Annotated in this window: 14 protein-coding genes and 1 riboswitch; of the genes, 3 read left to right on the forward strand and 11 right to left on the reverse strand. The window is 72.6% G+C overall.

What is annotated here, in order from left to right; genetic code table 11:
- Positions 1 to 41 precede the first annotated feature (41 nt).
- The 7 genes from ACIQU4_RS12490 to ACIQU4_RS12520 all read right to left on the reverse strand — a co-directional run bounded on the left by ACIQU4_RS12490 (position 42) and on the right by ACIQU4_RS12520 (position 7,376).
- On the reverse strand, positions 42 to 983 hold the full coding sequence (locus ACIQU4_RS12490) for an exopolyphosphatase (RefSeq protein ID WP_403728653.1): 942 nt from the start codon (positions 981 to 983) through the stop codon (positions 42 to 44).
- Positions 980 to 1,531: a DUF501 domain-containing protein gene (locus tag ACIQU4_RS12495; protein WP_403728655.1), complete on the reverse strand. Its 552-nt coding sequence runs from the start codon at positions 1,529 to 1,531 to the stop codon at positions 980 to 982. Before ACIQU4_RS12495 ends, ACIQU4_RS12490 begins: the two co-directional genes overlap by 4 nt.
- Before the next feature lie 73 nt (positions 1,532 to 1,604).
- Complete coding sequence (locus ACIQU4_RS12500) at positions 1,605 to 2,099, reverse strand: septum formation initiator family protein (RefSeq protein WP_403728657.1); 495 nt, start codon at positions 2,097 to 2,099, stop codon at positions 1,605 to 1,607.
- A 91-nt stretch (positions 2,100 to 2,190) separates the two neighbouring features.
- Entirely contained in the window at positions 2,191 to 3,477 is a 1,287-nt protein-coding gene (gene eno, locus ACIQU4_RS12505) for a phosphopyruvate hydratase (protein WP_403728659.1), read from the reverse strand.
- Between the two features lie 321 nt (positions 3,478 to 3,798).
- On the reverse strand, positions 3,799 to 4,494 hold the full coding sequence (locus ACIQU4_RS12510; protein WP_403728661.1) for a transglycosylase family protein: 696 nt from the start codon (positions 4,492 to 4,494) through the stop codon (positions 3,799 to 3,801).
- 2 nt (positions 4,495 to 4,496) lie between these two features.
- Positions 4,497 to 4,667: riboswitch (cyclic di-AMP (ydaO/yuaA leader) on the reverse strand.
- Positions 4,668 to 4,949: 282 nt separating this feature from the next.
- The gene (locus tag ACIQU4_RS12515) at positions 4,950 to 5,990 is read right to left on the reverse strand and encodes a transglycosylase family protein (RefSeq protein WP_403728663.1); all 1,041 of its coding nucleotides are present in this window, start codon (positions 5,988 to 5,990) and stop codon (positions 4,950 to 4,952) included.
- Positions 5,991 to 6,092: 102 nt separating this feature from the next.
- On the reverse strand, positions 6,093 to 7,376 hold the full coding sequence (locus ACIQU4_RS12520) for a cytochrome P450 (RefSeq protein WP_403728665.1): 1,284 nt from the start codon (positions 7,374 to 7,376) through the stop codon (positions 6,093 to 6,095).
- Between the two features lie 121 nt (positions 7,377 to 7,497).
- Here ACIQU4_RS12520 and ACIQU4_RS12525 point away from each other — a divergent pair, with 121 nt between their 5' ends.
- Positions 7,498 to 8,703 carry a globin domain-containing protein gene (locus ACIQU4_RS12525; protein WP_403728666.1) on the forward strand — a complete coding sequence of 402 codons (1,206 nt, stop codon included), beginning with the start codon at positions 7,498 to 7,500 and terminating at the stop codon, positions 8,701 to 8,703.
- 12 nt (positions 8,704 to 8,715) lie between these two features.
- Here ACIQU4_RS12525 and ACIQU4_RS12530 read toward each other — a convergent pair whose 3' ends face one another.
- Positions 8,716 to 9,702 (reverse strand): nucleoside triphosphate pyrophosphohydrolase, encoded by a 987-nt coding sequence (locus ACIQU4_RS12530; protein WP_403729580.1) that lies wholly within the window; start codon positions 9,700 to 9,702, stop codon positions 8,716 to 8,718.
- 61 nt (positions 9,703 to 9,763) lie between these two features.
- Complete coding sequence (locus ACIQU4_RS12535) at positions 9,764 to 10,390, reverse strand: SurA N-terminal domain-containing protein (RefSeq protein ID WP_385588021.1); 627 nt, start codon at positions 10,388 to 10,390, stop codon at positions 9,764 to 9,766.
- 192 nt (positions 10,391 to 10,582) lie between these two features.
- Here ACIQU4_RS12535 and ACIQU4_RS12540 point away from each other — a divergent pair, with 192 nt between their 5' ends.
- Positions 10,583 to 13,012, forward strand: coding sequence for a YfhO family protein (locus tag ACIQU4_RS12540; RefSeq protein ID WP_403728669.1), 2,430 nt, complete (start codon positions 10,583 to 10,585; stop codon positions 13,010 to 13,012).
- Between the two features lie 6 nt (positions 13,013 to 13,018).
- Here ACIQU4_RS12540 and ACIQU4_RS12545 read toward each other — a convergent pair whose 3' ends face one another.
- Together ACIQU4_RS12545 and ACIQU4_RS12550 are read right to left on the reverse strand one after the other, a co-directional pair.
- Complete coding sequence (locus tag ACIQU4_RS12545; RefSeq protein ID WP_403728670.1) at positions 13,019 to 14,545, reverse strand: protein kinase; 1,527 nt, start codon at positions 14,543 to 14,545, stop codon at positions 13,019 to 13,021.
- On the reverse strand, positions 14,542 to 15,177 hold the full coding sequence (locus tag ACIQU4_RS12550) for a hypothetical protein (RefSeq protein ID WP_403728672.1): 636 nt from the start codon (positions 15,175 to 15,177) through the stop codon (positions 14,542 to 14,544). The genes ACIQU4_RS12545 and ACIQU4_RS12550 overlap by 4 nt, the downstream gene beginning before the upstream one ends.
- 213 nt (positions 15,178 to 15,390) lie before the next feature.
- Between ACIQU4_RS12550 and ACIQU4_RS12555 the strand changes: the two genes are divergently transcribed.
- The gene (locus ACIQU4_RS12555) at positions 15,391 to 16,257 is read left to right on the forward strand and encodes a hypothetical protein (protein WP_403728674.1); all 867 of its coding nucleotides are present in this window, start codon (positions 15,391 to 15,393) and stop codon (positions 16,255 to 16,257) included.
- Positions 16,258 to 16,266 lie beyond the last annotated feature (9 nt).

Raw genomic sequence — 16,266 nt, forward strand, 5'->3', positions numbered from 1 at the left:
GCGGCGGTGGTGCTCCGGTGAGCTCACCGGAGCACCACAGGTCAGGCGATGGACCAGGCGATGCCGTCGAGGATGTCGTGCTCCGAGACCACGACCTCGGTGGCTCCGGTGCGCTCCATGACGGCGAGGAGGACCAGGGTGCCCGCGCCGATCACGTCCACGCGGCCCGGGTGGAGGACCGGGATCGCCGCGCGCTCGGCGTGCACCGAGGTCAGCATGCGATCGGTGATCTCGCGGACCTGCTCGTACGGGATCCGGGCGTGGTGGATCGCGGAGGAGATGTACTCCGGCAGCCCGAGGGCGATCCCGGCGACCGTGGTCACCGAGCCGGCCAGGCCCACCAGCGTGCGCGCCTCGGTCAGCGGGACCGTCTGCTCGACCAGGTCCAGCGCCGCCTCGATGTCGGCCCGTATGGCCGCGATCTGCTCCGCGGTCGGCGGGTCGGTGACCGCCCCGTCCACCACCAGGTGGCGCTCGGTCATCCGGACGCAGCCCACGTCGACCGAGCGGGCCGCCCGTACGTGCTCCTCGCCGACCACGAACTCGGTCGAGCCGCCGCCGATGTCCACCACCAGGAACGGCCGTTCCAGGTGCTCGTGGCCGACCAGTTCCTTCGTGGCGCCGATGAAGGAGAACTCCGCCTCCTGGTCGCCGGAGATCACCTCGGGCTCGACGCCCAGGATGCCGAGGACGCCCTGGACGAACTCCTCGCGGTTCTCGGCGTCGCGGGAGGCCGAGGTCGCCACGAAGCGCAGGCGCTCCGCGCCCAGCTCCTTGATCACCGCCGCGTACTCGCGGCAGGCCGCGAAGGTGCGCTCCAGCGCCTCCGGGGCCAGCCGGCCCGTCTTGTCCACGCCCTGGCCCAGGCGGACGATCGTCATCCGCCGGTCCAGCTCGACCAGCTCGCCGGTCTGCGGGTCGCAGTCCGCGACGAGCAGGCGGATGGAGTTCGTACCGCAGTCGATTCCGGCGACGCGGGTCACCCGTCCGACTCCTTCTTCTCCGCGCACTTCTCCGCGCACGGCGTGACGCACGCGCCCTTGGCCCACCACTCGGGCAGCATCGCCAGCGCCTCGTCGCCGAACGGGTTCACCCCGGGCCCGGCGGCCAGCGAGTGGCCGACCAGCACGTGCAGGCACTTCACCCGGTCCGGCATCCCGCCGGCGCTCGGGAAGCCCTGGAGCACCTCGATGGCGTCGCGGCGCCGGATGTAGTCCTCGTGCGCGGCCTGGTAGGCGGCGGCGAGCTCGGGGTCCTCGGCGAGCCGGGCCTGCATCTCCTTCATGACGCCGTTGGCCTCCAGCGTGCCGATCGCGGAGGCCGCGCGCGGGCAGGTGAGGTAGTACAGCGTCGGGAAGGGGGTGCCGTCGGGGAGGCGCGGGGCGGTCTCCACCACGTCCGGCTGGCCGCAGGGGCAGCGGTGGGCGATGGCGCGCAGCCCGCGCGGCGGGCGGCCGAGCTGCTGCTGGAACGCGTCGATGTCCGCGTCGGTCGGCTCGGTCCGGTCGGTCTGGGGCGGGGGCGTCTGCATGCCTGGAGGAAGTCTCTTCGTTCTCGTGGATGGGTGCGGTGCTGCGGTTCAGCGGTGCTCGTACGCGTACTCGTCACTCGCCGGGTCGGTCGGCCTTGTCCACGCCGTCCCAGACGTTCGAGTACCAGGGCCGGTCGGATCCGGCCGTTCCGGTGCGGTGCCGCTCTGCGGCCCCGGACCCGGCCCCGGGGTCGGTCATGATGTAGCTGATCTCGCCCGGGCGGACGAAGTGCAGGTGCTTGCGCGCCTGCTGCTCCGCGTACGCGTTGTCCTGCCAGCGGGCCTTCTCGTCGCGGAGGCGTTCGAGGCGCCGGCCCGCGGCCTCGGCGGCCCGCCGCTGCTCCGCGATCTCCGAGCGCTGGGAGACGTACTGGCGCATCGGATACGCGAGGGCGACGACCAGCGTACAGAGGACGAGCACCAGGAGCGCGGCGCGGCCGGTGAGCCGGCTGCGGCGGACCTGACGGCGCGTCTGCGAGCGGTAGACGTGGGCGGCGGTCCGCTCACCGAGCTGCTTGAGCCTGGTCGCGGTGGAGAAGGTGGAGAACCGATCCCGGTTCCCGGCCATTGATCCCGCCTCCCCTATGTACGCGCTACGCAATACGTCCCCGCACACGGTACGGGACCGAGTGCGGGGACGTACGGAAGCAAGAGCGTGATTAGCCCTTGAAGCGCGGGAACGCGCTGCGGCCCGCGTACACGGCGGCGTCGTCGAGGATCTCCTCGATGCGCAGCAGCTGGTTGTACTTGGCGACGCGGTCCGAGCGGGCCGGGGCGCCGGTCTTGATCTGGCCGCAGTTCACGGCGACGGCGAGGTCGGCGATGGTGACGTCCTCGGTCTCACCGGAGCGGTGCGACATCATGCACTTGAAGCCGTTGCGCTGGGCCATCTCGACGGCGTCGAGGGTCTCGGTCAGCGAACCGATCTGGTTCACCTTCACGAGCAGGGCGTTCGCGGAGCCCTCCTCGATACCGCGGGCCAGGCGCTCCGGGTTGGTGACGAAGAGGTCGTCGCCGACGATCTGGACCTTGGCGCCGAGGCGGTCGGTGATGACCTTCCAGCCGGCCCAGTCGTCCTCGTACAGCGGGTCCTCGATGGAGACGAGCGGGTACGCGGAGACGAGCTCCTCGTAGTACTCGGTCATCTCGGCGGCCGAGCGGGACTGGCCCTCGAACTCGTACTTGCCGTCCTTGTAGAACTCGGACGCGGCGACGTCGAGCGCGAGCGCGATGTCCTTGCCCGGGGTGTAGCCGGCCTGCTTGATGGCCTCGACGATGAGGTCGAGCGCGGCGCGGTTGGACTCCAGGTTCGGGGCGAAGCCGCCCTCGTCGCCCAGGCCGGTGGAGAGGCCCTTGGTGTGCAGGACCTTCTTGAGGGTGTGGTAGACCTCGGCACCCCAGCGCAGCGCCTCGGAGAAGGACTCCGCGCCGATCGGGGCGATCATGAACTCCTGGATGTCCACGTTGGAGTCGGCGTGCGACCCGCCGTTCAGGATGTTCATCATCGGAACGGGCAGCAGGTGCGCGTTCGGGCCGCCGAGGTAGCGGAAGAGCGGGAGGTCCGAGGCCTCGGCCGCGGCGTGCGCGACGGCGAGGGACACGCCGAGGATGGCGTTGGCGCCGAGCGAGCCCTTGTTGTCGGTGGCGTCCAGGTCGAACATGGCCTGGTCGATCAGGCGCTGCTCGGTGGCGTCGTAGCCGACGAGCTCCGGGCCGATCTGCTCGATGACCGCGAGGACGGCCTTCTCGACACCCTTGCCCATGTAGCGGTTGGGGTCACCGTCGCGGAGCTCAATGGCCTCGAAGGCACCGGTGGAGGCGCCGGACGGAACTGCAGCACGGCCGGTGCTGCCATCGTCGAGGCCCACCTCGACCTCGACCGTGGGGTTGCCTCGGGAGTCCAGGATTTCCCGGGCTACGACGACGTCGATGGACGGCACGAGCATCTCCTTCTGGGATGTGACGCTGGGTGTGCGGTGGCATGTCGGGCCGTGGGACGGCCCCGCCGACTAGAGCCTAACCGGCTCCGGGCACTCGGCCGGCCGACCGCCCGCCTCCTGGGACGAAAAAGGGCCCGAATACCCGCCTTCCGGGACATAGGGCTCTCACTCACCGGCACATCGGAGCAGGCCGGGGCCGGTCATGAGCCGGTCCTGGGCCGGTCCGGGACCCGGGAAACGCCGCCGCCCGGCGCGTGAGGGGAAGACGCGCCGGGCGGTCGGGCTGCCGCGGCGCCGCACGGGCGGCCGCGGTTGTTACTGCAGGATTCAGCTGAGCTTCAGCATCTGACCCGGGAAGATCAGGTCGGCGTCCGAGACGATGTCCTTGTTGAGCTCGAAGAGCTTCTCCCAGCCGCCCTTGACGCCGTTGGCCTCGGCGATGGTGCCCAGGGTGTCGCCGGACTTGACCTCGTACGAGCCGTTGCCGGTCTTCGGCGCCGGGGTCTCGGAGCGCTCGGAGCGGGTGACCGGGGCGGGGGTCTCGCGCTTCGTCTCCTTCTTCGGCTCGGTCTTCTTCGGCTGGGTCTTCTTGGTCTCGGTCTTCGTCTCCGTCTTCTTCGGGGTGTCGGTCGTACCACCACCGGTGTAAGAGGAGTTGGAGAGGCCGACGCCGCAGGACGGCCACGCGCCCTTGCCCTGGCCCTTGAGGACCTTCTCCGCGATGGCTATCTGCTGCGACTTGGAGGCCTGGTTGGCCTGCGCGGCGTACGCCTTGCCGCCGTACGCGGCCCACGTGGAGGACGAGAACTGCAGGCCGCCGTAGTAGCCGTTGCCCGTGTTGATGGACCAGTTGCCGCCGGCCTCGCACTGCGCGACGCGGTCCCACTCGCCGGCGGTGGCGGCGGAGGCCGAGCCGGCCGCCATCAGGGGGGCGGCGACGGCGACACCGGCGACACCGGCGAGCGTGACGATGCGAGCGGCCTTGGAGGCGCGGCGGTGCTTGCCCTTGCCGGAAATCAGCATGGAGTTCTCCTCACCGACGCCTACGAGGTGAGCTGTCGGGTTCGGGCTGATGAGTGCCCGGCCGTGCGACTGGCGCACGACTTAACCCCTAGCCGGTTCCCCGGCCGTCTCTCAACGGCCGCTCCCGGCGCCTACCTTGGTTCCCCCGCTCCTGCCTTCGGCGCTTGACGCGACGACTGTTCCCCCCGTCCGCCGGCAGGATTCGGCGATGCGGTCGAAGGAGCCCGCGGTGGCGGGCGACTCAGAAGGTAGACAGGTCTCTCCCCGATGTTCAACGAGGAACACCGGGGAGAAAGGGCCCCTACTTGCGCCCCCCTCACGGGCGTTTGCGCAGGTGAGGACGGGGTTTGCGGAAGGCTCCAGGCGGGACACGCCAGTTGACCGGAAGAGACACATGTCTCACTTGCAGATAACGGACATTCACCCTTTTCCGGGTGTCCGAAGTGCCGCTATTTCTAGCTTAGATCCAGATTCTGACCGGGCTTGATCAGGTTGGCGTCCTTGCCGATGACCTGCTCGTTGGCCTGGTAGAGCGCGTTCCAGCCGCCCTTGACCCCCTTGGCAGACGCGATGGTGGCCAGACTGTCGCCCGCCTGGACCGTGTACGAGGGGTCCGACGCCGCGTCAGACTTGACGGGCACCTCAAGAGCGGGCGTACCGCGGTGCTTGCCGGTGCCGGAGGGGTCCGGGATGCCGGCCGGGTCGGTGGTGGCGCCCGGGAGGCCCGGGGCCGAGGGGGCGGCAGGGGCGGTCGGGTCGGCCGGGTTGACCGGAGCGGTCGGGTCCGTCGGGCTCCCGGGCGTGGTGGGGCTCCCCGGGGCCGTCGGGTCGGCGGGCGCCGTCGGGGTGCCCGGGGTCGCCGTCGGGTCGCCCGGGAGCACCGGGGCGCTCGGCGAGGTGGACGGCGCGTCCGGGTCGGGCATGACGGGCAGTCCGCTGTTCGGCGCGAGCGGCGCCGGCGGAAGCGTGAAGTCCGGGGCCGGAGCCGGGGTCGGGGCCCCGAAGTCCCGCGCCTTCGCACCGGAGCCGCCGGCCGGGACCGAGTGGTCGGGGCGCGAGGCGCTCGGGGTGATCGGGCCGAGCGTGCCGGGCAGGCCCGGGTCCACGGCCGCCGCGGGGCCCTGCTGGGTCAGTCCGGCCGAGTCCGAGCAGTGCCCGAAGGCCTTGGCGCCCTGGGTGCCCAGCACGCGCTCGGCGACGGCGATCTGCTGTGAGCGGCTCGCGAGGTCGGGGCGCTCGGCGAACTCGAGGCCGCCCGAGGCGCTCCACTGTTCCTGCGTGAACGAAAGTCCGCCGTAGGACCCGCTGCCGGAGTTGGCGCTCCAGGAGCCGCCACTCTCGCACTCGGCGACCTTGTCCCACGTGGAGGTGTCTGCTGCGCTCGCGCCGGTGGCGGCGAACAGCGGCAGGGCCAACGCGGAACCGGTGACCCCGGCGGTGACGACTATCGCGGGTACCTGGCGGGGGCGTCTGTGGCGGCCGTTCCCGGAACGCATGAGCTGCACCTTTCGCATAACGGCTGGGTAACGGCAGAACCTAGCCGTCTTAGCACGCGAGTAACAACTCTTGACGGGGGCTGACTTACGGTCAGGGCGCGTTCAGGGGTTTCGGGGTGTGAACTTGACGGGAAGAGTGCGCAGGCCACGCATGATCAGACCCCCGCGCCAGCGAAGGTCGTTGGGCGGAACAGCGAGTTCCAGATCCGGCAGACGCGTCAGCAAAGTCGCAAGCGCCGTCTGTCCCTCAAGTCGCGCGAGCGGAGCACCCAGGCAGTAGTGGATGCCGTGCCCGTATCCGAGGTGCTGGTTGTCTGTGCGGGAGAGGTCGAGGGTGTCCGGATCGGCGAACCGCTCGGGGTCCCGGTCGGCCGCGGCGAGGACGACGAGCACCGGATCGCCGGCGGCGACGTCCTGGCCGCCGAGGGTCAGCGGCTCGGTGGCGAACCGCCAGGTGGCCAGCTCCACGGGCCCGTCGTAGCGCAGCAGTTCCTCGATGCCGGTCTCCAGCAGGCCGCTCTCGCCGGCGGCGAGGGAGTCCTGGAGGCGGGCGCGCTGACCGGGGTTCATGAAGAGGGAGTGGACGCCGTTGCCGATGAGGTTGACGGTCGTCTCAAATCCGGCGAACAGCAAGATAAAGGCCATCGCCGTGGCCTCGGCCTCGGCCAGGTGATCACCGTGGTCGCTCGCGCGGATCAGGTCCGAAATCAGGTCATTGCCCAGATCATCCCGTTTACGGTGGATGAGTTCACCGAGATAGGTCCGCATCTGCTTCACGGAGCGGGCGACCCCGCCGCGCGGGCCGCCGCCGTGCCGGATCATCATCCCGGCCCAGTCGCGGAAGTCGTCCTGGTCCTCGCGCGGTACGCCGAGCATCTCGCAGATGGCGTAGATGGGGAGCGGGAAGGCGAACTCGTGGATGAGGTCCGCTTCCCCCCTGCTCGCGAACTGCTCGATGAGGTGGTCGGTCAGCTCCTGCACCCGCGGGGTGAACTCGGCCACCCTGCGCGGGGTGAACGCCTTCGACACCAGCCGCCGCAGCCGTGTGTGGTCCGGCGGGTCGATGTTGAGCAGGTGCGTCATCAGCTCCGCCTTGCGCTCCCCCGGGATCCCGGTCTTGCCCTTGGCGTGCGCCGGCTCCGCGTGGTGTGCCGGGTTCTTGCTGAGCCGCTGGTCGGCGAGGGCCTGGCGGGCGTCGGCGTACCGGGTGACCAGCCAGGCCTCGACCCCGCTCGGGAGCTTGGTGCGGTGCACCGGGGAGTGCTCGCGCAGCCAGGCGTACGCCGGGTACGGATCGGTCGCGAACTCCCAGTCGAACAGGGTCGGACCCTGGGGAGGAGTGCTGTCTTCGGGGGCTGCGGAGGCTGCGGAGGTCGGCTCATGCACCCGCTGACCGTATCCCGCGGGCCCGCCGCCATCCCATATGGGTGGTTCGCCGCGGCTGTCCGTAGATCCGCCATCGCTTGACCTCCCGTTCCCCGGCGTTCCTACTTTCGGTTTTGTGGATGTGAGGATCTTGAAGAGCAGCTTCGCGGTGGTGGAGAGAAGGGCCGAGCACGCGGTCAAGTACTTCTACTCCCACCTCTTCTGGCACAACCCCGGGATCCGTGAGCTCTTCCCGGCCTCCGCCGAGGACATGGAACGCCAGCGCGACCGGATCTTCGCCGCGCTGACCCACGTGATCGCCCACCTCGACGACGACAGCCTGCTCCCCTATCTCCACGACCTCGGCCGCGACCACCGCAAGTTCCTCGCCGGCCCCGAGCACTACGCGGCCCTCGGCGCCAGCCTGCTCGCCGCGCTCGCCCGGACCTGTGGCGAGTCCTGGACGCCGACCGTGGAGAAGGCCTGGTCCGAGGCGTACCAGGTGATCGCCGACGCCATGATGGCCGGGGCCGCCGCGAGCGAGGACCCGCCGTGGTGGGAGGCCGAGATCGTGCGCCACCTCCAGTACGGGCAGGACATAGGGGTACTGACCCTGCGCCCGCACGCCCCCTTCCCCCACCTCCCCGGCCAGTACGCGAGCGTGAGCAGCGAACGGATCCCGAGGACCTGGCGCACGTACTCCATCGGAAACGCCCCGCGCCCGGACGGCACCCTCGACCTGCACGTCAGCCGTATCGAGGACGGCCGGCTCAGCAGCGCCCTGGTCCGCGAGGCCCGGCCCGGCGAGATGCTGCGGCTCGGCGCGGCCGGCGGGCAGCTGACGCTGCGCCGCGCCGACCGGCCGGTCAGCCTGATCGCCGCGGGCACCGGCTGGGCGCCGATCCGGGCCATGGTGGAGGAGCTCGCCGGGCAGCCTCCCGATCAGGACGTACGGCTCTTCGTCGTCGCCCGGGACGCCGCGTACCTGTACGACCGCCCGCTGATCGACGAGTACGCCGCCGCCTTCGGCTGGCTCGGCGTCACCTACATCACGCCCGCCCCCGGGCAGCACCGCAACCAGGCCACCGGGCGGCTGGCGACCGCGCTCGGCCACCGGGCCATGTGGCCCGAGCAGGACGTCTACCTCAGCGGGCCGGCGCCGTTCGTCGAGCAGACCGTGCACGTGCTGAAGGAGCTCGGCGCCCCGCCGGGCCGGATCTTCCACGACACCGTGCCCGCCGCCGGCACCGGCCACGGTCCGGGCGGCCGGCCCCTGGGCTTCGGCGAGTGGTTCCTCGGCCGCCCCGAGCCGCACTGGCACAACCCGTCGGGCCGCGCCCCCCGGTAGTCCCGCCGCGGGTTACGCGCCGACGCCCTCGGCGGCCCGGATCGCGTCCCGGTAGGTGCGGGCCGCCGCGCGCAGCGCGGTCTCGGGGTCGATGCCCGCCGCCTCGGCGCGCGCGGCCAGTTCCAGCAGCTCGTACCCGATGCCCTCGCCGCGGGGCAGTTCCACGGCCAGGCCGCCCGCGCGGACCCGGCCGGCGAGCTTGGCCGCGAGCGCGAGTCCGGGCTGGCCCAGCGGGATCCCGTCGGTGACCGACTCCCGCTGCTTCTCGACCGCCTTGGTGCGCTGCCAGTGCGCGCTGACGTCCTCCGGGGTCTGCGCGTCCGCGTCCCCGAAGACGTGCGGGTGCCGGTGGATCAGCTTCTCGACGAGGCCGCCGGCCACGTCGTCGATGGAGAACGGCTCGTCGGGATGCTCCTCGGCGATCCGTGCGTGGAAGACCACCTGCAGCAGTACGTCGCCGAGCTCCTCGCGCAGCGCCTCCCGGTCCCCGTCCTCGATGGCCTCGACGAGTTCGTACGCCTCCTCCGTGGCGTACTTGACCAGCGCCTCGTGGGTCTGGCGCGAGGTCCAGGGACATTCGCGGCGGACCCGGTCCATCACCTGCACGAGGTCGAGCAGGCGGGCGCCGGGCAGGTCGTACGAGCCGGGCAGCAGTTCGAGGTCGGGCATGTCGACGCGGCCGGAGCCGGCCAGCCGGGCCAGTCCGTCGGTGAGCCGCCGGTCGCCTTCGCCGGACGGGATCACCACGACCGTGCGGCCGCCGGCACAGGCCTCGACCAGTGCGTGCGCGTCCGGGGCCTCGTGCGCGACCTCGACGCCCGCCTCGCGCAGGTACGGCAGCTGCGGGTGGCCCGGGTCGGCGCACAGCACCCGGTCCGCGGCGCGCAGGGTCTGCCAGGCCGGCCAGGACAGCAGGCCGGGGGCGACCCGGTGGCTCGCGGTCAGCAGGACGATCCGGCCGGCGGCCGTGGCGTCGGCGGGTCCGGCCGGGGCGGGCACGGCGGGGGCGGGTTCGGCGGAGTGGTCGGTCACCCTCCGAACCTACCTCCGCACGGGCGGCTCAGGCTCCGGCGGGGGCCTGCTCGGGCCGGGTGCGCTGGACGATCCAGGGGGTGTCCTGGTCGCCGAGCACGATCTGCTGCGCGTCCCAGACGCCGTAGCGCGGGTTCACCTCGATGTGCAGGGTCTTCGCGGCGGACGCGAGCTTCCCGACGGCCTTGTCCTGGCTGCCGTAGTGGTCGAAGAGCTTGTCGCGCAGCAGCTTGAAGCGGGCGTCGGCGTCGAGCTGCCCGGGCGCCAGCTGGGCCTGCTCCAGGGCCGCCGCGGCCAGCTTCTCCGTTCCGCCCGCCTTCTCCAGCTGGGCCTTGCGGAAGTCCTGGACCTCCTTCTCGCCGACGCTCACGCCCGCGTCCTCGGCGGCGCGCTCCAGCACGACGGTCTGGATCATCTTGTTGAGCTTGACGCGCTCCAGGCCGGGCGAGGACTGGATCAGCTGGGCGGCGGTGGACCCGGCTTCGTTCTGCGCCGCGCGGACATCGTTCACCTGGGCCTGGAGCGCGGAGGTGGTGATGCGTTCGCCGCCGACGACGGCCGCGGTGCCGGGCCGGGCCTGGCCCGAACAGGCGGTCAGCAGGGGGGCCGCCACGAGCAGGGCGGCGGAGACGGAGAGCGCAGTGCGACGGTGCAAAGGAGCCTCCAGGGCCGGGAGATTGTGCGTCGGTGCACAAGGGCCGTGCGGTGATCGATGGTATGCAGTCGAGCCGATCCGAGCCACTGCTTCGACCAACGATTCCCGGGGTGTTGGGGTACGCGTCTGTTGATGTCACCGTCATTCCGTGTCCACCCTGTGGTCGACCGGCGGTGCCAAGGTCGGCCCACCATGTCGACACCGCACCGCTCGCCGCGCCGCCTGAGCCTGCGCGGCTCGGCCCTCGCCGCCCTGATCACGGTGGTGGCCGTCTGTGCCGGGGACGCGGTCGCCCGCGTGTTCCCGTACGGACACCGCCACCGCAGCATCAACGACCTCGGCAACCAGTTCGTCCCCTTCCACGCACACCTGTGGGACCTCCTGCACGGGCGGGCGGAGGGCGGGCTGCTGTTCAACTGGCAGTCCGGCTTCGGCACGAGTTTCCTGCCCGACTTCGGCACGTACCTCTCCAGCCCCTTCGCGGTGCTCGTCGGCCTCTTCCCGCGCGAGGACATCGACCTCGCGGTGTACGTGGTCACCGTGCTGAAGATGGCCGCGGCCGCGGCGGCGATGGCCTGGCTGCTGCGCACGCAGCGCAGCGGGCCTTGGTGGGCGGCGGGCCTGCTGGGGGCCTCGTACGCGCTGTGCGGCTGGTCGGTGATCGAGGCCTCGTACAACCCGATGTGGCTGGACGGGCTGATCGCGTTCCCGCTCCTGTGTCTGACGGGTGAATGGGCGCTGCGGGGGCGCCGGCTCGCCGCCGCCGTCCTCGTGGTGGCGCTCTGCTGGACGGCGAACTTCTACACGGCGTACATGGCGACGCTGGGCGCGGCGCTGGTGCTCCTGGTACGGGTGGTGCTGACGCGCGAGGGCGTACGGGGGCGGCTGCCGGTCCTCGTACGCGGTGCCGGAACGACCCTGCTGGGCATCGCGGTGTCCGCGCCGGTGCTGGTGCCGCTCTTCCTGAGCTCGAAGCAGGCGTACCCGGGGTGGACGCGGCAGTTCGACCCGGTGTCCTGGCCGGACCTGTTCGCGCGGATCCTGCCCGCGACGTACTCCTTCTCCTCGCCGGCGCTGTTCGTGGGCACGGGGACACTGCTGCTGGTGGCGGCCCTGCCGTTCCACGGGGCCGTGCCGCTGCGCACCCGCCTGTGGTGGGCGGGGCTGACCGCGGCCGTGCTGGTCTCCTTCCAGTGGACGCCCACGCATCTGGCCTGGCACGTCTTCGCGACCCCGAACGGGAGCCCGTACCGGCAGACGTTCGTGCTGGCCGGGGTGGCCGTGATCGCCGCGTGGACCGGGCTGGCGGCCGGGCTGCCGAAGCCGCGGGCGCTGGCGGCGGGGGCGGCGGTGCTGGCCGCGGCGGCCGTGGCGGCCGGCGGCAGCACGCTGGCGACGGCGTGGGGCTTCGGGCTGTTCTGCGGCGGCCTGGCGCTGGCGGCGGGGGCCTGGTGGTCCCTGCGCCACCGCCGGCTGGTCCTCCCGGCGGCCGGGGTGCTGGCGCTCGTACTGATCGGGCAGGCGGCCGCGACGACGGCGTTCGGACACAAGGGCAAGCTGGGCGGGCTGGACGACTACCCCTCGTGGGGCACGGCGCACACGGCCCGCTCCGAGGCGCTGGCCGGCGCCCAGGGCTGGCCCGCGTACCGCACGGACCCGAGCCGGCCGGCGCTGACGGGCAACGATCCGCTGCTGCTGGGCGGGGAGGGCGGCGCGTACTACAGCAGCCACACCCCGGACGTGTTCACGCGGACGATGGTGGCCCTCGGTGCGGGCTGGACCTCGCGCGGGCGCAACGTGCAGAGCATCGACAACCCGGTGACGGACGCGGTCTTCGCGGTCGGCGCCCGCCTGCAGCCCGACGGCACGATCGGCCGCGCGCAGGACGTCCCGCCGCTGGTCACGCTCCGCCAGCCCGGGCCCGTGCCCTCGTACGGCGCGGCCGACGGGCCCCCGTTCGCCAACCAGGAGCTGCTGCTGGGCGCCAAGGTGTACGAGGACCCCGTCGCACCCGGGGTGTGCCGCGCGGGCACCGAGGCCTACCTGTGGGCCCCGGAGTACAACGCGACGGCCCGCCTCGCGGACGGCCGCGCCTTCCGGCTGAACGGCAACGCCCCGCGCAACCGGGCGGCCCTCCAGCCGCTGGGCGCCTCCCGGGGAGCCTCCTCGGTGCTGGTCTTCGACGCTCCCGCGCCGCCGCGCTGGGCCCTGTCCTGCCTGGACCGCGCCCGCCTGGACCCGGCGGTGGCCGCCCTGCGGGCGTCGGCGCCGACGGCGCTGCGGGTCGGCTCCTCGACCGTCGGCGCCACCGTCCCGGCGGGCACCACGGGAACGGCGGTCCTCTCCTCCCCGGCGATCGCGGGCTGGACCTGCAACGGCCGGCCCGCCACGCCCTACCTGGGTCTGGTCTCCGTCCCGCTGACCCCCGCCACGACCACCGTCTCCTGCTCCTTCCGCCCCCCGGGCCTCGTCCCGGGCACGGCGGTCGCGGCCACGTCCCTGCTGGTCCTGGCCGGACTGCTGGTGGCGGAGCGCCGCCGCAGGCCCCGGACCGGCCGGATCGCCGGTCCCGCCGGTCCGGAGGCCGGCGCACCCGCGGAGCTCGCCGAGGCCAGGGCCTAGGCCGGGTCAGCGGACCTGGCTGAGCCAGTGGAGGGTGCGGCGGACCTCCGTGGAGAAGGGGTGGTTCGGGCCGTGGATGCGGTCCGCGTCGAACAGCAGCCGGACCAGGGCGTCGTGGGCCGCCGGCCGGTCCCCCAGGGAGAGCAGCAGCTGGGCTATCCGGCGGCGGACCTCCAGCGGGAGGCCGGGGTCCGGGTTGGCGTAGTGGTTCTCGAACAGCGGGAGCAGCGAGCGGTATTCGGTCAGGGCCGCCCCCGGCGCGTCGAGCTGTTCCAGGCACTGCGCCGCGTCGTAGCGGAAGCGCAGGGACTGCGGGTCCCCCGCCGGGAACTCGTCGGCGAGGCGGCGCAGTTCGGGCAGGGCGCGGCGGTACTGGCCGTCGTCCATCAGCGTGGCGGCGTACTGCTTGCGCAGCGAGCGGACCACCGTGGAGTGCTCGCCGTGCTCGGCCGCCGCGGCCGGCAGGATCCCGCCGAGGATGTCCACGGCCTGGGTGAGGCGGCCCTGCTCCAGGAGGCTGCGGGCCTCGTCCACCGCGGCGGGGATGTCCGGCTTGGGCGGCGCCTGCGGCGTCTGCGGCGTGGGCGGTGACGTCGGCTGCGGCGGGATGGTGGAGGCGCGGTCCGGCCAGGGGGCCTGCGGGCGCAGGAACGGGCGGGTCGGGTCGAGCGCGCCCGCCGGGGCGCCCTGCTTGGGCAGCAGCGACGTGAGGGACTCGTACACGGCTTGCGCGGAGGCCGGCCGGTCCTGCGGGTCCTTCGCCAGGAGGTGCAGCAGGACCGCCTCCAGCTGGTGCGGGACCTCCGGGCGCAGCCGGCGCACCGGGACGGGCGGCTCGTACAGGTGGCGGTGCAGGACGCCGAGCGCGGTGGACCCGGCGAACGGGACGTTGCCGCTGAGGAGTTCGTACAGCAGCACGCCGAGGGCGTAGAGGTCGGTGTACGGGCCGACGGCACCGCCCATCGCCTGCTCGGGTGCCATGTACGCCGGGCTGCCGATCGGGGTGCCGGTGCTGGTGAGGCGGGTGGTGTCGGTGTCCATCACCGAGGCGACGCCGAGGTCCAGGACCAGCACGGTGCCGTCCGGGCGGACCATCACGTTGCGCGGCTTCAGGTCGCGGTGCACGATCGGCACCGCGTGCACGGCCGACAGCACCCCGCACAGCTGCGCGATCACGGCGACCGCCCACGGCCAGGGGTAGGGGTCGTGCTGCGCGAGGTGGTCGGCGAGGTCGGTGCCCTCGACGTAGCCCATGACGAGGAACAGCTCGTCGCCGTCGTTGCCCGCGTCGTGGACCGTGACCAGGCCCGGGTGGTCCACCTGCGCCGTGACCCGGCATTCGCGCACGAAGCGGCGGCGCAGCTCGTCGGCGACGGAGCCGGGGCCGGCCACCTTGTCGGGGCGCAGCAGCTTGACGGCGACGCGGCGGTCCAGCCGCTGGTCGTACGCCGTCCAGACCTGGCCCATGCCGCCCTGTCCCAGGACGGAGGCGAGCCGGTAGCGCTCGCCGATGATCCGGTCTCCCTCGGTCACCGGGCCGGGCCCTCACCGTCGTTGCCGGGGCTGTGCGGGTGGGGGTTGGGGTTCGGGTGCGGGTGCGGTGTCTGCTTGCGCAGCAGTTCGCTCAGCTCGTCGAGCTCGGCGCGGACCTGCCCGATCCGCGGCGGGGTGGCCGGGCCGGGGGCGGGGGCCGGGGCCGGCGTGGGCGTGGGCGTCTGCTGCTGCACCGGCGGATATCCGTACGCCGGGCGCTGCGGCTGCTGCTGCGGTACGTACGGCGCGGGCTGCGCCGGGTACCAGGGGGCGGTGATGGCCGCCGCCCGCGCCGCCGAGTAGTGCTGGATGTCGGCGACGAGGAAGTACACGCAGGTCAGGAACCCGGTGATGATGACGCCGAAGGCGCCCGTATTGCCCTGCCAGCCGTTGGTCTCGGGCGTCGGGTCGGCGCCGATCAGCGCGACCCAGCCGACGGTGAGCACGCAGTTGACGGCCAGCAGCCACCAGTCCCGGGGCCTGCGGGTGACGACCGCGAGCCGCAGCATCGTGCCCCAGCCCAGGAAGCCGCAGCTCAGGACGGGCAGGAGGGCGAACAGCACGCGCAGTGCCACGACTCCCCCGGTGCTGGGCTGGGGGCCTTGCTGCGGCGGGAGGCCGGGGCCGTGCATCGCTGCTCCTGACGGACCGTGTCGACGAAGTTTCGGGTCTGAGCGTATACAGCGTTTCCGGCCGCCAGTGAGGGGATGCGCGCAACCGTTGCAGGGTCGCCGCACAGCTCCCGGCGGGCGCGGGCCGCGGGGGGCGCGCGGAAATCGTGGACGCCCCCTGACCGGCGGCGACTACCCTCGACAGTCGAGTTGTTGTTCCAGGGGGGAATCCACATGCGAAGCCGGACCATCGGCGTGTCGGTGCTGACCACGACGGCCTTGTTCGGACTGACGACGGCCTGTGCGCCGGTCGGCGGGAGCAAGGCCGCCGACATCGGCCGGGCGGCCCGGGCGGCCCGGGCCGCCGCGCCGGCCTCGGCCGGGGCCACGCCCCCGCCGGCCGCGAAGGGCAAGGGGGCGGGCAAGGGCACCGGCATGCTCGCGGACCTGTCGGGCGCCCAGATCCTGAGCCAGGCGCACGAGGCCATGCGCAAGGTCGAATCGGCCCGTGTCGTCGCGAAGATGCACGAGGAGGGCAGCCCGGTCGAGTTCGACCTCACCCTCGACAGGAAGGGCAGCTGCAAGGGGGCGGTCCGGTACGACGGGATGGGCAAGGTGGACCTGATCAAGTCCACGGACCTGATCCACTTCAAGGGCGACGCCGACTACTGGCGGAGTACGGCCACGAAGGAGCACGCCCCCAAGAAGCAGGCGGAGGCGATGGTCACGATGCTCGCCGACCGCTGGCTGAAGATGCCGGTCTCCGACGCCAAGGCTTCCGCGATGAAGCACCTCTGCGATCTGGACAAGCTGACGGACGGCGGCGGCCGGCCCAACCCGCTGGCCCGCAAGGGCGAGACGGTCACCATCGACGGCAAGCAGGCGCTGGCGGTCATCACGGCCGCCAAGAACGGCACGGAGACCGACTACGTCGCCACCCAGGGCACGTCGTACGTGCTCAAGTCCACCGTCTCGGGGGACGAGACCGGAGAGGTCCTCTTCTCGGACTTCGGGACCCCGGTCGACACGGCCCTGCCGGAGGGCGCGGACGTCCTGGACCTCTCGAAGCTGGGCGGCGAGGTCCCCGCCGAGTCGGTCTGAGCCGACGGC

The sequence above is a fragment of the Streptomyces sp. NPDC090741 genome, from assembly GCF_044769045.1.
GTDB lineage: Bacteria > Actinomycetota > Actinomycetes > Streptomycetales > Streptomycetaceae > Streptomyces.